We start from the raw sequence: 13,478 nt of genomic DNA, 5'->3' as shown, positions 1-13,478 counted from the left end.
GGGGCCGGTGGCCAGGGGCGCGGTGGGCGTCGGGAGGGGCACGGTGGAGGGCGTCGGGGGTATGACCGGCAGGCTCTGTCGGGGGGTGGGACCGGCAGGCTCTGTCGGGGGGTGGGACCGGCAGGCCCTGTCGGGGGGTGCGACCGGCAGGCCCTGTCGGGGGGTGCGACCGGCAGGCTCTGAGGTGTGTGCGGTGGCCGTCGGGATCACGTTGGCCGACTCACGCCTGACCGCCCGTCCCCCACATCACCTCACCGCCCACCCAGCCCCCGCGCCGCCACCCCGCTCACCTGGTCGCCATACACCGCCGCGGCCACAAGCGCGGCAGCGTGCGCGACCAGCCCCGCCCGGCCGTTCCCGGCGACGACGGCGGCGCCCAGGGCCGCACCCAGGGCATGGGCGCCGGCGTCGCCGATCATCGCCCGCTCGCCGTGGTCGTCGGGCAGCACGGCCGCGGCGGCGCCCATGGCGGTGGCCGCGATCCCGGCGCCGGGCCCCTCACGGAGCAGCCCCGGCGCCCCGAGCGCGAGCACCGCGCCGGCGGCCCTGCCCGGGCGCACGTCCACGAGGTTGACGAAGTGCGCGGCCCCGGCGATCACCACGCCCGCGAGCAGCTTGTCCACCGGCCGCTCCTTGAGGAGCGCCCCCGCGACGAGCCCGGCGGCGGATATCCCGAACAACTTGACCGCACCGCTGGTGACTTCGCCGTCCCGGAGGGCGGAGAGATGCGCCCGGAACCCACGCCGAGGATCACCGGCCCCGGCGACATCGTCGTACGCCCCGCACGCCCCGGCGACGGCCACCGCGACTCCGACGGCCGGCCGCACCCGTCCCGTCCCGACCGCGGTCGCCAGGGCGGAGGCGGCACCGGCGTACAACTCCACGGTCCGGCCCGCGTAGTTCTTCCGCTCCCAACGGCCACGCCCGCCGGGGGCCTTGGCGCGCAGCGCGGCGACGGTGGCGCGGGTGAGGGCGGCGGAGAGGCCGAAGGCAGTGGTCCTCGGAGCTCGTTCGATCATGCGGCCACCCTACGAGCCAGCACTGACAATCCCCGCCACAGCCGCCGCCCGGCCGCGACCGACAGCCGCGCCACCGCTGACAGCCCGGTCCGCGACGCTCCCCGTCCCGACACAACATCCCGCGCCCCAGCCGACGCATCACCACACGCCCCAACCCGGCAGCACCGCCTCGCGGAACGGCCCGGCAACCACTGCCCTCGCAGAGCAGCCCACCAACCGCAGCCCTCGCAGAGCAGCCCGACAACCGCAGCCCTCGCAGAGCAGCCCGACAGACCGCCCACCCTCGCGGAGCGCCCCGCTAGACGTCCGCCCGAGCGGTCGCCAGAAGCTCCTCCGCATGCGCCCGAGCAGTCTCCGAGTCCTCCTGCCCGGCAAGCATCCGCGACAGCTCCCGGACCCGTTCCTCGCCCTCCAGGACCTTCACCCCGGACCGGGTGACCGACCCGTCGTTGGTCTTCTCGACGAGCAACTGCCGGTCGGCGAAGGCGGCCACCTGCGGAAGGTGGGTCACGACCACGACCTGCGCGGTCTTCGCCAGCCGCGCCAGCCGCCGCCCGATCTCGACCGCCGCCTTGCCGCCGACACCGGCGTCGACCTCGTCGAAGAGATACGTCGGCACGGGATCCGTCCCCGCGAACACGACCTCCACGGCGAGCATCACGCGCGAGAGCTCACCGCCGGACGCCCCCTTGGCGATGGGCCGCGGCGGCGCCCCCGGATGCGGGGCGAGCAGCAGCTCGACCTCGTCGGCACCGGCCGGCCCGTACGCGACCGTGCGCCCGCCGACCTCGACGCCCTCCGGGTCCTCGGTCTGCCGGATGTCGAAGGACACACGCGCGTGCGGCATCGCCAGCGAGGCCAGCTCGGCGGTCACGGCGGCGGCGAACCGCTCGGCGGCCTCCGTCCGCGCATCGGTGAGCGCCTGCGCCAGCCCGCCCAACTCGGTCCGCAGCGCGTCCCGCTCGGCGGTCAGCTCGTCGATCCGCTCGTCGTCGCTGTCCAGTTCGGTGAGCCGCGCGGCACTGCGCTCGGCCCAGGCCAGCACCGAGGCGACGTCCTCGCCGTACTTCCGCGTCAGCGCGCCGAGCGCGGCCCGCCGCTCCTCCACGGCCGACAGCCGCAGCGGATCGGCGTCCAGGTCGTCGGCGTACCCCGCCAACTCCCCGGCGACATCGCCCAGCAGGATCCCGATCTCCCCGATCCGGTCGGCCAGCGCGGCCAGCGCCGGATCGTGCGACCGCACGGCCTCCAGCGCCCGCTGAGCGCCCGCGACGAGCGTGGCGGCGTCGATGCCCTCGGGATCCTCGGGGTTACCGGCGAGGGCCGCATGAGCGGCCGTGGCGGCGGACGACAGCGCCTCCGCGTGCCCGAGCCGCTCGGCCTCCTCGGCCAGCTCCACGTCCTCACCGGCGCGCGGCTCGACCCCCGCGATCTCGTCGAGCCCGTACCGCAGCATGTCGGCTTCCTGGGCCCGTTCACGCGCGCGCGTGACGATCTCCTCCAGCTCCACCGACACGGCCCGCAGCCGCCGGTAGGCCTCGCCGTACTTGGCCAGCGGCCCGGCGACGGCGTCCCCGGCGTACCGGTCGAGTGCCTGCCGCTGCCGGGAAAGCTTCAGCAGCCCCTGCTGATCCGTCTGCCCGTGCACGGCCACCAGATCATCCGCGAGGTCGGCGAGCAGCCCCACGGGCACACTCCGCCCGCCCACATGCGCCCGCGACCGCCCCTCGGCGGAAACGGTACGGCTGATCAGCAGCGCCCCGTCGTCGAGCTCGGCCCCGGCCTCCTCGGCACGCACCACGGCCGAGGCGTCAGCGGGCACGGTGATCCGCCCCTCCACGACTGCCTTGCCGGCCCCGATCCGCACGAGCGCCGGGTCGGCACGCCCACCCAGCAACAGCCCGAGGCTGGTGACCACCATGGTCTTGCCCGCACCCGTCTCACCGGTGACGGCGGTGAACCCGGGCGACAGCTCGACGACCGCATCGTCGATGACTCCGAGCGACCGTATCCGCATCTCCTCCAACACGGACACGACCTTACGAGGTCGGGGGCGGAGAGTGCGACGGCCCCCCGGCCTCAGTCATGTGAAGGTCCAGGTGACGAATGTGTATTGGCAGCACATTGTCACCCAGGCGAGTGTCACGCCCCAAGGGGCGCGGGGAACTGCGCGACAGGCCACGACGGACCCGCAGCCGCCATGAGTCCCACGCCACCCCCTACGAACCGCTAATGAGGCGCCCCCCGCCATCCAGATACCGGCAACGCGAACTTGGCGACCAATCGATCAGTGAACGAAGCATGATGCAGCCGAGCCAACCGCACCGGCACAGCTCCCCGCCGTACCTCGACCCGTGCCCCCGGCGGCAACTCGACGGTCCGCCGCCCGTCACACCACAACACACCCGGCGGAATATGCGGCAGAACCTCCACGGCGAGCACAGAATCCGGCGACGTCACCAACGGCTTCGCGAACAACGCGTGCGCACTGATCGGCACCATCAACAACGCCTCGACCTCGGGCCACACCACCGGCCCACCGGCGGAGAACGCATACGCCGTGGACCCCGTCGGAGTGGACAGCACGATCCCGTCGCACCCGAACCCGGTGACCGGCCGCCCGTCGATCTCCAGCACGACCTCAAGCAGCTTCTCGGCCCCGGCCTTCTGCACGGCCGCCTCGTTCAGCGCCCAGTCGGTGTGCACGACATCGCCGTTCTGATGCACGACGACATCGACGGTCATCCGCTCCTCGACCTCGTACGCCTTGGTGACGACCCGGTCGACAACCTTGTCGAGATCGTCCCGCTCGGCCTCCGCGAGGAACCCGACCCGGCCGAGGTTCACGCCCAGCATCGGCACTCCGGACGCCCGCGCGAACTCGGCGCCGCGCAGCAGCGTCCCGTCACCGCCGAGCACAATGAGCAGCTCACACCCGTCGAGGCACTGCGGAGTAGCCTCCCCGATGAGCTGCACCTCGTCGGGCAGCGGCAGATCCTCCGCCTCCGCCTCCAGCACCCGTACGCCGATCCCCGACCGCAGCAGCCCCTTCACCACGAGTTCGGCGCTGCGGATGGCCGCAGGCCGCCCGGTGTGGGCGAGCAGGAAAACAGTACGAGCTCGGTTCTGCATCAACGCGGCCCCTCCGCCACTGCACGGTCAACGTCGGCCGGGTCCAGAGCGGGCGCCCCGGCACGCAGCCACAGAAAGTACTCGACATTCCCCGAGGGTCCGGGCAACGGACTCGCCGTGACCCCGTTCACCCCGAGACCGAGTTCCCATGCCTTCTCGGCAACTGCGCGCACGGCCTCCGCCCGCAGCTGCGGACTCCGTACGACTCCCCCACTGCCCAGCCGTTCCTTCCCCACCTCGAACTGCGGCTTGACCATCATCACCAGGTCGGCGTCCGGTTTCACGCACCGCGCCAGGGCGGGCAGCACCAGGCCGAGCGGGATGAAGGACAGATCCCCCACGACAAGATCCACTGGCTCCCCATCGATCGCTTCGAGCGTCAACTCGCGTACGTTCGTACGGTCCTTGACGGTGACGCGTTCATCGCTTTGGAGAGTCCAGGCGAGTTGTCCGTATCCGACGTCGACGGCGACGACATGCGCGGCCCCCGACCGCAGCAGCACATCGGTGAATCCCCCGGTGGAGGCGCCGGCGTCCAGCGCCCGCCGCCCTTTCACCGCGAGCCCCTGGGGCACGAACGCCGCCAGCGCGCCGGCGAGCTTGTGCCCGCCCCGCGAGACGTACTCGGGATCGCTGTCGTCGGCCCGGACGACGATCGCCGCCGCCGTCTCCACCTGCGTGGCGGGCTTGGTCGCGACGGTCTTGCCGACGGTGACCCGCCCGGCCGCGATCAGCTGGCTGGCGTGCTCACGCGAGCGCGCGAGCTTCCGGCGGACCAGCTCCGCGTCCAGACGGCGACGTGCGACTCCTGCCACGTTCGGTTCAGCTCCTAGTGCCATACGAGGGTGAAGGCGCCCTCTGGTCATACGACGGTGAGGGCGCCGGAGGTCCCGGGCGGGCGTCGAGCGCGGTGAGCGCGTCGCGCAGCCCCCGGTGTACATCCTCGTACACCTCGATGTGCCCGTCCGTGGCGAGGTGGTCGGCATCACCAAGCCGCTCCAGCTGGGCGTCGACGTCGGCGTCGCCGGTGGGCGTGCGGGGAACGTTCAGCGGGGCGGGGGCGGCGGGGTCGTACTCGGACTCGATCGCGAGCCCGGCCTCCGCGGCGGCCTCCCCCTCGACGCCGTCCTCCGGCATCCCCGCCCCGGGGATCTCCGCCTCGGGGATCCCCGCATCCGGGATGTCCGTCTCCGGAACTGTGTCGCTCATGCCCAGACGCTACCCCGAACAGCTGGGGTACCGTCGATCGCGATGGCCACGATCGAGGAGTGCCGCGCCGCACTCGAAAAGCTCTCGGACAACATGCAGCGCGCCGAAGGGGACGCCCGCACGGCCGCGGCCCTGGACCGCTCGGTGAGCTGCCACATCACCGACCTGGACGTCACGTTCGCCGGCCGTATGACGGGCGGCCGGATCCACGTCCACGAGACACTCCAGGGCCCGCCCCGTGAGAAGGCCCAGATCAGACTGAGCATGACCGGCGACGACCTGATCGCCCTGGTCGGCGGCGAGCTGCACTTCGCCAAGGCCTGGAGCTCCGGCCGGGTGAAGCTGCACGCGGGCGTACGCGACCTGCTGCTGCTCAGGAAGCTTCTGTAGCCGCCACCTTGCTGAGGCCCTTGGCGTCCTTGGCGTCGGGCTTGTCCCCGGCCCGCGCCTTCCGCGCGGCCGGCACCACCAGGGGCGTCCCGGTCTCCGGGTCGTCGATCACCTGGCACCGCAGCCCGAAGACCTCCTCGACCAGCTCGGCCGTGACGATGTCGTTGGGCGCGCCCTCGGCGATGATCTCCCCGCCGCGCAGGGCGATGAGGTGCGTGGCGTAGCGGGCGGCGTGGTTGAGGTCGTGCAGCACGGCGACCAGCGTGCGCCCCTGCTCCTCGTGCAGCTCGGCGCACAGGTCGAGGACGTCGATCTGGTGCTGGATGTCGAGGTAGGTCGTCGGCTCGTCGAGCAGCAGCAGCGGTGTCTGCTGGGCGAGCGCCATGGCGATCCACACGCGCTGGCGCTGACCGCCCGACAGTTCGTCGACATAGCGATCCGCGAGCTCGGCGACCCCGGTCTGCGCCATCGACTCCTGGACGACCCGCTCGTCCTCGGTCGACCACTGGCGCAGGATCCCCTGGTGCGGGTACCGGCCACGGCCCACCAGGTCGGCGACGGTGATCCCGTCGGGCGCGATCGACGACTGCGGCAGCAGCCCCAGCGTGCGGGCGACCTTCTTCGCCGGCATCGACTGGATGACCTGCCCGTCCAGGAGCACCCGGCCCTGGCTGGGCTTGAGCATCCGTGACAGTGCCCGCAGCAGCGTGGACTTGCCGCACGCGTTCGGGCCGACGATCACGGTGAAGGAGTTGTCGGGTATCTCCACGGACAGCTGCTCGGCGATGACCCGCTGGTCGTAGGCGAGGGTGACGTTGTCGGCGGACAGGCGGTTCACAGTGCTCCTTCGGTTGTTCAGCCCGTTGTTCGGCCCGCTGCTGCTCGTGTCGCTACCGGCGCTCATATCCGGCCCGCCCTGCGCTCTGTGACCAGCAGCCAGAGCAGGTACACGCCGCCGAGCACGCCCGTGACCACGCCCACGGGCATCTGGTCGGCGCCGAAGACCTGCTGGGAGACCCAGTCGGCGATGACGAGGAGAGCGGCGCCCATGCACAGGGACGGCAGCAGGTTCGGCCCGGGCGAGCGGGTCAGACGCCGGGCGAGCTGCGGAGCGGTGAGCGCCACGAAGCTGACGGGACCGGCGGCGGCGGTGGCGGCCGCGGTGAGCAGCACGGCGGACAGCATCAGCAGCAGCCGTACGCGCTCGACCCGCACCCCGAGGGCGTACGAGACGTCGTCGCCCATCTCCATCATCCGCAGGTCGCGCGCACTGGCGAGGACGAACGGCACGAGGACGGCGCACAGCCAGAGCAGCGGCCAGACCTGGGCCCAGTCACGGCCGCTGAGGGAGCCGGTCATCCACACGAGCGCGCGGGCCGCGTCGACCAGGTCGGCCTTGGTCAGCAGATAGCCGTTGACCGCCGTCATGATCGCGGACATTCCGATTCCGACCAATACCAGTCGATAGCCGTGCACGCCCCGCTTCCAGGCAAGCAGATAGATGGCCAGCCCGGTCCCGAGTCCGCCCGCGAGTGCCCCCACGGTGACCTGCCCGGACCCTCCGGAGAACACGACGATCACCACGAGCGCGCCGGCCGTGGCTCCCTGTCCGAGGCCCAGGATGTCGGGACTGCCGAGCGGGTTGCGGGACAGCGCCTGGAACAGCGCACCACCGAGGCCGAGCGAGGCCCCGACCAGGAGCCCGACCAGGACCCGCGGCAGCCGCAGCTCGTTGACGATGAACTCCTGCCCCGCATTGCCGTCACCGACCAGCGTCCTGAGTACGTCGCCCGCCGGGATCGGGAAGTCGCCGGTGCCGATCAGCAGCACGCTCGCGGCGAGCGCGGCGACCAGCAGCAGGACGACGACGGTCAACGCCCGGACGTCCAGCCGGACCGAGAACCCGCCCGGTGTCCGCACGGCACGGGTGGCCCGGGTGGCCCGGGTGTCCTTCGCTGCGGCCTTCACATCGCTCTCCGTCGCGTTCTTCACTGCGGTGCTCACAGCTGCGCCGTCCTCCGCCGTCGTACGAGAAAGATGAAGACCGGTCCGCCGAGGATCGCGGTGACGATGCCGACCTGGAGCTCGGAAGGCCGGGCCACCATCCGGCCGAGGACGTCGGCGCCGAGCAGCAGCACGGGCGACAGGACGGCCGCGTAGGGCAGGATCCAGCGCAGGTCGGGCCCGGTGAAGGAGCGCACGACGTGCGGCACCATCAGGCCGACGAACACGATCGGCCCGCAGGCCGCGGTCGCGGCACCGCACAGCACGGTCGCGGCGAGCATCGACAGCACCCGGGTGCGGGTCAGATGGGCGCCGAGGGCCCTGGCGGTGTCGTCGCCCATCTCCATGGCGTTCAGCGGCCGGGCGAGGGCGAGCGCGAGGACGGTGCCCGCGAGCAGGAACGGCAGCACCTGGGTGATGGTCTCGTCGTTCGCCGAGGACAGCGAACCGACCGTCCAGAAGCGCATCTTGTTGAGCGCCACGTCGTCCGTGATCATCACGGCCTGGAGATAGCCGTAGAGCGCGGCGCTGATCGCCGTACCGGCGAGCGCCAGCCGCACCGGAGTGGCCCCCCGGCTGCCGCCGAGGAACCACACCATCGCCCCGACCGCGGCCGCGCCGAGGAAGGCGAACCAGACATAGCCGCTCAGACTCGTGACGCCGAAGAAGGTGATGGCGGTGACGACGGCGGCGGAGGCACCCGCGTTGATGCCGAGCAGACCGGGATCGGCGAGCGGGTTACGGGTGAGCGCCTGCAGCACGGCCCCGGAGAGGCCGAGGGCGGCGCCGGCGAGCAGCCCGAGGACGGTGCGCGAGATCCGGTCGTCGACCACGACGTCGCCATAGGTCCCGGACGACTCGAACAGGCCGTGCCAGACCTCCCCGACGGACAGCTGTTTCGCCCCGATCGCGATACTCGCCAACGCGACGACCACCAGGATCAGGACAGAGACGAGCAGCCCAACGGCACGTATCGCCCGTCGGGTTGGGGGCGCGGACTCGGGCTCCGCACGCTGTTCGGGAGGACTGTCGACCAACACGCAGTTAGGTTAGCCTACCCTCCCATTCGGCCACGATCCCGCTGCATGCCCGCGCCCGGCCTCACACCGCGACCGCACGACAGCCGTGCGACAGCCGTACGCCCCTCACAACCCCAGCCGCGCCAGCGCCTTCCCCGCATCCAGCGCACACGAGCCCTCCCCGGCCGCGGTCCAGGCCGCCGCGCACAGCGCCCGCAGCCCGTCCAAGGCCGCACCGTCACCATCGAGTTCCAGCCGCTCTGCCCCGGCGCTCGCCGTCCAGCCACCGCACCGGTAGCCGGGCCCGTCCGCGACGACCTCCGGCTGCCCGGTGAGCAACCCCCGCAGATCGGCGTCGACATACGTCGGCCGGTGCTGCGGCGGCGCGGCCAGCAGCTGCGCCCCGTCGGTCACCCCGGTCAGGACGAGCAGCGAGTCGACATCCCCGTTGAACGCGCCCTCGATGTCCGTGTCCAGCCGGTCCCCGATCACCAGCGGGCGCTCGGCGCCGGTCCGCAGGATCGTCTCCCGGTGCATGGGAGGCAACGGCTTGCCGGCCACCTGCGGCTCGGCGCCGGTGGCTATCCGTACGACCTCCACCGCGGCCCCGTTGCCCGGCCCGATGCCCCGTGCGCCGGGGATCGTCAGGTCGGTGTTCGACGCGAACCAGGGCACCCCGCGCGAGACGGCGTAACAGGCCTCCGCGAACCGCCCCCACGGCAGCTCGGGCCCGCCGTACCCCTGCACGACCGCCGCGGGATCGTCGTCCGCCGACTCGACCGGCTCCAGCCCTCGCTCCCGCAGCGCCACCCGCAGCCCTTCCCCACCGATCACCAGCACCCGGGAGCCCTCCGGCACCTGCTCACTGATCAGCCGCGCGACCGCCTGCGCCGAGGTGATGACGTCGTCCGCACCCGTGGGTATCCCCAGCGCGGTCAGATGCGCGCCCACGACGTCAGGGGTGCGGAGGGCGTTGTTCGTGACGTAGGCGAGATGCATCCCGCCCGCACGGGCCTCGGCCAGCGACTCGACGGCATGCACGATCGCATTGCCGCCCGCGTACACCACACCGTCGAGGTCGAGCAGCGCCGTGTCGTACGCCTCGCTCAGGGCCTGGCCACTGCCCTCGGGCCTCGTCCTGACGCTCTGGCTCATTCCGCATCGCTCCTCGTTCGACGGCTTTCCCCCGATCATCCCCCATGCCACTGACACCCGTACGATGCCGGGATGAACACAGCAGGTCACCCGGAAGCAATGGAGCGCCGAGGCCTCGAACTCACCCCGTTCCGAGGTCTTCGTTACGACCCCGACCGGGTCGGCAGCCTGGCCGCCGTGACTTCACCGCCGTACGACGTCGTGGTCCGCCCCGACGGCCTGCTCCATCTTGAGTCGGCCGACCCGCACAACATCGTCCGCCTGATCCTCCCCCAGGCCGACACCCCCAGCTCCCGCAACGAACAGGCGGCCCGGACCCTGCACCGCTGGCTGTCCGACGGCGTCCTGACCGCCGACCCCGAGCCCGGCCTGTACGTCTACGAACAGCACGACGGCAACGGCATGCTGCAGCGCGGCATCATCGGTGCCCTGCGCGTGACGGAGCCGTCGGAGGGCCTGGTCCTGCCGCACGAGGACGTCATGCCGCATGTGGTCGCCGACCGGGCGGCCCTGATGCGCGCCACGTCAGCGAACCTCGAACCCCTCCTCCTGACCTACCGCGGCAACGGCACGGCGGCCGACACGACCGCCGTCATCGAGCGCACGGTCGAAAGCCCGCCACTGCTGTCGACCACCACGGAGGACGGCTTCAGCCACCGCCTCTGGTCGATCACCGACCCCGCCGACATGGCCGGCATCCGGTCCGACCTGACCCGCCACCAGGCCCTGATCGCCGACGGCCATCACCGCTGGGCGACATACCGCCGTCTACGCGCGGAGCACTCCTCACCCAGCCCCTGGGACTACGGCCTGGTCCTCCTGGTCGACACGGCCCGCTACCCCCTCCGCGTCCGTGCCATCCACCGCCTCCTGCACGGTTTGTCCGTGCCGGACGCCCTGGCCTCCCTCGACGGCCTGTTCCGCGTACGCCGCCTCGAAGTCCCGCTGCCCGAGGCCCTGGAGGCGCTGGCCGACGCGGCGTGCGCGAGCAACGCGTACCTTCTCGCCGGAGACGGCGCCTTCCACCTCGTCGACCAACCGGACCAGGCCCTCCTCGCCCGCACGGTGCCCGCCGACCGCCCCGCCGCCTGGCGCACCCTGGACGCGACCGTCCTGCACGCCACACTCCTCGCCCACGTCTGGCACATCCCCGAGGACGACCCCACTCGGATCGCCTACATCCACGACACCGCCGCCACCGTCACCAAGGCGGAACGCGACGGCGGTACGGCCGTCCTGATGCACCCGGTCCGCGAGGACGTCGTACGCGACCTGGCCCGCCAGGGCGTCACGATGCCCCGCAAGTCGACGTCGTTCGGCCCGAAGCCGGCCTCGGGCCTGGTCCTGCGCGCACTGGACCTCTAGAAACGGGCCTGTAGAACGCCGAAGGGGCGGGCCCCCGACCGGGATCCCGCCCCTCACTTCATACGTGGCTCACTCTGCGTGGCTCACTCCTGGTCGCCCTCATCGGGCCGAGCCTGAGCCTGCCCCTCGCTGCCGCCGTCCTCGGCCTCGTCATCGTCCTCGTTGAAGGCATCGACAAACTCGACACCGTCCATCTCGGCAAGCCGGTCGGATGCGTCCGTGCTGCCGTCCTTGTCGGCCTCGACAGCCTTCGCGAACCACTCCCGCGCCTGACCCTGCCGCCCGGCGGCAAGCAGCGCATCGGCATACGCGTACCGCAGCCGCGCGGTCCACGGCTGTACGGCGTTGGAGGCCAGCTCGGGGCTCTGCAGCGTCACGATGGCCGCGTCCAGCTGCCCCATGTCACGCCGGGCGCCGGCCGCGACCAGCCGCATCTCGACCTGCCCGGCCTTGTCCAGCTTGTGCACGTCGGGCGCCCCGGCCATGTCCAGCGCCTTCTCCGGCCGCCCGAGCCCACGCTCGCAGTCGGCCATGACCGGCCACAGATCGGTGTTCCCGGTCATCCGCCGAGCAGCCCGGAACTCGGCGAGAGCCTCGGCGTACTTCTGATTCGCGTACGCCGCGAACCCGGCCGCCTCGCGTACGGCCGCGACACGCGAAGCCAGCCGCAACGCCACCTTGGAGTAGCCGTAGGCCCCCTCGGGGTCCTCGTCGATGAGCCGCGCGACCATCACCAGGTTCTTGGCGACGTCCTCCGCGAGCGTCTTGGGCAGGCTCTGCAGCTCCTGCCGTACGTCTTTGTCGATCTCGTCGCCCGTGACGTCCTCGGGGATCGGCAGCCGCTTGATCGGCTCGCGGTCCCCACGGTCCCGATCCCGCTCGTCACGGAACCGCCCGCCACCACGCCGGTCGTCCCGGCGGTCGTCACGCCCACGGAACCCTCCGGGACGCCCACCTCGGTCGTCGCGACGGGGCCCCCGGCCACCACGGTCGTCCCGGCCCCGGAACCCACCGCGCTCACCCCGGCTGTCATCACGCCGGAAGCCACCACGATCACCGTCGCGCCGCTCATCACGCCGATCGTCCCGCCGGAACCCACGGTCCCGGTCACCACGGTCACCACGGTCACCCCGGTCATCTCGACGGTACCCACGGTCCCGATCGCCACGGTCACCACGGTCATCCCGACGGAACCCACGGTCCCGATCGCCACGGTCGTCACGCCGGAAGCCACCCCGATCACCGTCACGACGGTCATCACGGCGATCATCACGACGGTCATCACGGCGATCATCACGACGGTCATCACGGCGATCATCACGACGGTCATCACGGCGGAAGCCACGGTCCCGGTCGTCACCCCGACGGTCGTCACGACGGTCATCACGGCGACCGTAGCCACCGCGTTGGTCGTCACGCCGGAACCCACCACGGTCGTCGTCCCGACGCTCTCCGCGGTCGTCACGACGGTACGAGGGACGATCGCCGTCCCTCCTGAACCCACGCTCGCGATCCCGATCGTCCCGACGCGGCCCACCGAACCGATCGTCACGACGGAACCCAGGCCGAGACCCACGGTCACCATCGCGCCGGTCGTCACGGCGGTCGTCTCGACGGTCGTCACGGCGGTCGTCACGGCGGTCGTCACGTCGATCATCGCGCCGGCCACCGTAGCCACCACGGCTGTCGTCGCGACGATAACGACCGCGGTCACCACGGTCGTTGTCACGACGATCATTGTCGCGGCGGTCGTTGTCACGACGGAAGCCACCGCGATCCCCGCCACGGTCCCCGCCGCGGTATCCGCCTCGATCCCCCCGGTCGTTGCGGTCACCACTGTCCCGTCGCCGCTGGTCGCGCTCCGGTCGGTCGTCGGGAGAGTTGGTGGACATCGGTGACTCCTGTCTTCGGTACCGCAAGCATTGTAAAAACAAAAGGACCCCTGGTCCCAGCTGAACGCTGGGACCAGGGGTCCTCCAAAGATTGTTCGGCGGTGTCCTACTCTCCCACAGGGTCCCCCCTGCAGTACCATCGGCGCTGTAAGGCTTAGCTTCCGGGTTCGGAATGTAACCGGGCGTTTCCCTCACGCTATGACCACCGAAACCCTAATGGTTTCGAGCGAACAAGCACACTCTTCTTTTGTCTGTTCAACTCAAAGCCGACAACGGTCGTTGCCTCAGAACTG

The 13,478-nt window shown here is 71.5% G+C and carries 14 protein-coding genes and 1 rRNA gene; 3 read left to right on the top strand and 12 right to left on the bottom strand.

Annotated features, from left to right (window positions below; genetic code table 11):
* Window positions 1-251: 251 nt before the first annotated feature.
* The 5 genes from POF73_RS18045 to POF73_RS18025 form a co-directional block, all read right to left on the bottom strand.
* Window positions 252-1,019: a hypothetical protein gene (locus POF73_RS18045; RefSeq protein ID WP_272116420.1), complete on the bottom strand. Its 768-nt coding sequence runs from the start codon at window positions 1,017-1,019 to the stop codon at window positions 252-254.
* A 298-nt stretch (window positions 1,020-1,317) separates the two neighbouring features.
* A complete protein-coding gene (gene recN, locus POF73_RS18040) occupies window positions 1,318-3,036 on the bottom strand; it encodes a DNA repair protein RecN (RefSeq protein WP_272116707.1) in 1,719 nt (572 codons plus the stop codon).
* A 212-nt stretch (window positions 3,037-3,248) separates the two neighbouring features.
* Entirely contained in the window at window positions 3,249-4,154 is a 906-nt protein-coding gene (locus POF73_RS18035; protein WP_272116417.1) for an NAD kinase, read from the bottom strand.
* Window positions 4,151-4,966 (bottom strand): TlyA family RNA methyltransferase, encoded by an 816-nt coding sequence (locus tag POF73_RS18030; protein WP_272116415.1) that lies wholly within the window; start codon window positions 4,964-4,966, stop codon window positions 4,151-4,153. The genes POF73_RS18035 and POF73_RS18030 overlap by 4 nt, the downstream gene beginning before the upstream one ends.
* Window positions 4,967-4,973: 7 nt before the next feature.
* Window positions 4,974-5,360: a hypothetical protein gene (locus POF73_RS18025; RefSeq protein ID WP_443049537.1), complete on the bottom strand. Its 387-nt coding sequence runs from the start codon at window positions 5,358-5,360 to the stop codon at window positions 4,974-4,976.
* 42 nt (window positions 5,361-5,402) lie between these two features.
* On the opposite strand from POF73_RS18025, the gene POF73_RS18020 reads away from it, so the two are divergent.
* A complete protein-coding gene (locus POF73_RS18020; protein WP_272116414.1) occupies window positions 5,403-5,750 on the top strand; it encodes an SCP2 sterol-binding domain-containing protein in 348 nt (115 codons plus the stop codon).
* Here the strand turns inward: POF73_RS18020 and POF73_RS18015 are convergent.
* The 4 genes from POF73_RS18015 to POF73_RS18000 all read right to left on the bottom strand — a co-directional run bounded on the left by POF73_RS18015 (window position 5,734) and on the right by POF73_RS18000 (window position 9,928).
* Window positions 5,734-6,654, bottom strand: coding sequence for an ABC transporter ATP-binding protein (locus POF73_RS18015; RefSeq protein WP_272116412.1), 921 nt, complete (start codon window positions 6,652-6,654; stop codon window positions 5,734-5,736). The genes POF73_RS18020 and POF73_RS18015 overlap by 17 nt on opposite strands.
* A complete protein-coding gene (locus POF73_RS18010) occupies window positions 6,651-7,718 on the bottom strand; it encodes a FecCD family ABC transporter permease (protein ID WP_272116703.1) in 1,068 nt (355 codons plus the stop codon). The genes POF73_RS18015 and POF73_RS18010 overlap by 4 nt, the downstream gene beginning before the upstream one ends.
* A gap of 32 nt (window positions 7,719-7,750) precedes the next feature.
* On the bottom strand, window positions 7,751-8,794 hold the full coding sequence (locus POF73_RS18005) for a FecCD family ABC transporter permease (RefSeq protein ID WP_272116411.1): 1,044 nt from the start codon (window positions 8,792-8,794) through the stop codon (window positions 7,751-7,753).
* Between the two features lie 105 nt (window positions 8,795-8,899).
* Window positions 8,900-9,928: an HAD hydrolase-like protein gene (locus POF73_RS18000; RefSeq protein ID WP_272116410.1), complete on the bottom strand. Its 1,029-nt coding sequence runs from the start codon at window positions 9,926-9,928 to the stop codon at window positions 8,900-8,902.
* A gap of 72 nt (window positions 9,929-10,000) precedes the next feature.
* On the opposite strand from POF73_RS18000, the gene POF73_RS17995 reads away from it, so the two are divergent.
* Complete coding sequence (locus POF73_RS17995) at window positions 10,001-11,293, top strand: DUF1015 domain-containing protein (protein ID WP_272116409.1); 1,293 nt, start codon at window positions 10,001-10,003, stop codon at window positions 11,291-11,293.
* Window positions 11,294-11,376: 83 nt separating this feature from the next.
* Here POF73_RS17995 and POF73_RS17990 read toward each other — a convergent pair whose 3' ends face one another.
* Window positions 11,377-12,132, bottom strand: coding sequence for a hypothetical protein (locus tag POF73_RS17990; RefSeq protein ID WP_272116701.1), 756 nt, complete (start codon window positions 12,130-12,132; stop codon window positions 11,377-11,379).
* Window positions 12,024-12,710, bottom strand: a complete 687-nt coding sequence (locus tag POF73_RS17985; RefSeq protein ID WP_272116723.1) for a hypothetical protein — start codon at window positions 12,708-12,710, stop codon at window positions 12,024-12,026. Before POF73_RS17985 ends, POF73_RS17990 begins: the two co-directional genes overlap by 109 nt.
* Between POF73_RS17985 and POF73_RS17980 the strand changes: the two genes are divergently transcribed.
* Window positions 12,700-13,191, top strand: a complete 492-nt coding sequence (locus POF73_RS17980) for a hypothetical protein (RefSeq protein WP_272116721.1) — start codon at window positions 12,700-12,702, stop codon at window positions 13,189-13,191. The two genes, POF73_RS17985 and POF73_RS17980, sit on opposite strands and share 11 nt — an antisense overlap.
* Window positions 13,192-13,278: 87 nt before the next feature.
* Here the strand turns inward: POF73_RS17980 and rrf are convergent.
* Window positions 13,279-13,395 (bottom strand): 5S ribosomal RNA (rrf, locus tag POF73_RS17975).
* Between the last annotated feature and the right edge of the window lie 83 nt (window positions 13,396-13,478).

This window comes from Streptomyces sp. HD, assembly GCF_028369295.1.
Taxonomy (GTDB): Bacteria; Actinomycetota; Actinomycetes; order Streptomycetales; family Streptomycetaceae; genus Streptomyces.
This window is presented reverse-complemented; position numbering and strand designations above follow the sequence as displayed.

Coding starts and splice junctions, on each gene's coding strand:
- POF73_RS18045 (WP_272116420.1), bottom strand. CDS start 1,019: ATGATCGAACGAGCTCCGAGGACCACTGCCTTCGGCCTCTCCGCCGCC.
- recN (WP_272116707.1), bottom strand. CDS start 3,036: ATGCGGATACGGTCGCTCGGAGTCATCGACGATGCGGTCGTCGAGCTG.
- POF73_RS18025 (WP_443049537.1), bottom strand. CDS start 5,360: ATGAGCGACACAGTTCCGGAGACGGACATCCCGGATGCGGGGATCCCC.
- POF73_RS18020 (WP_272116414.1), top strand. CDS start 5,403: ATGGCCACGATCGAGGAGTGCCGCGCCGCACTCGAAAAGCTCTCGGAC.
- POF73_RS18015 (WP_272116412.1), bottom strand. CDS start 6,654: ATGAGCGCCGGTAGCGACACGAGCAGCAGCGGGCCGAACAACGGGCTG.
- POF73_RS18000 (WP_272116410.1), bottom strand. CDS start 9,928: ATGAGCCAGAGCGTCAGGACGAGGCCCGAGGGCAGTGGCCAGGCCCTG.
- POF73_RS17995 (WP_272116409.1), top strand. CDS start 10,001: ATGAACACAGCAGGTCACCCGGAAGCAATGGAGCGCCGAGGCCTCGAA.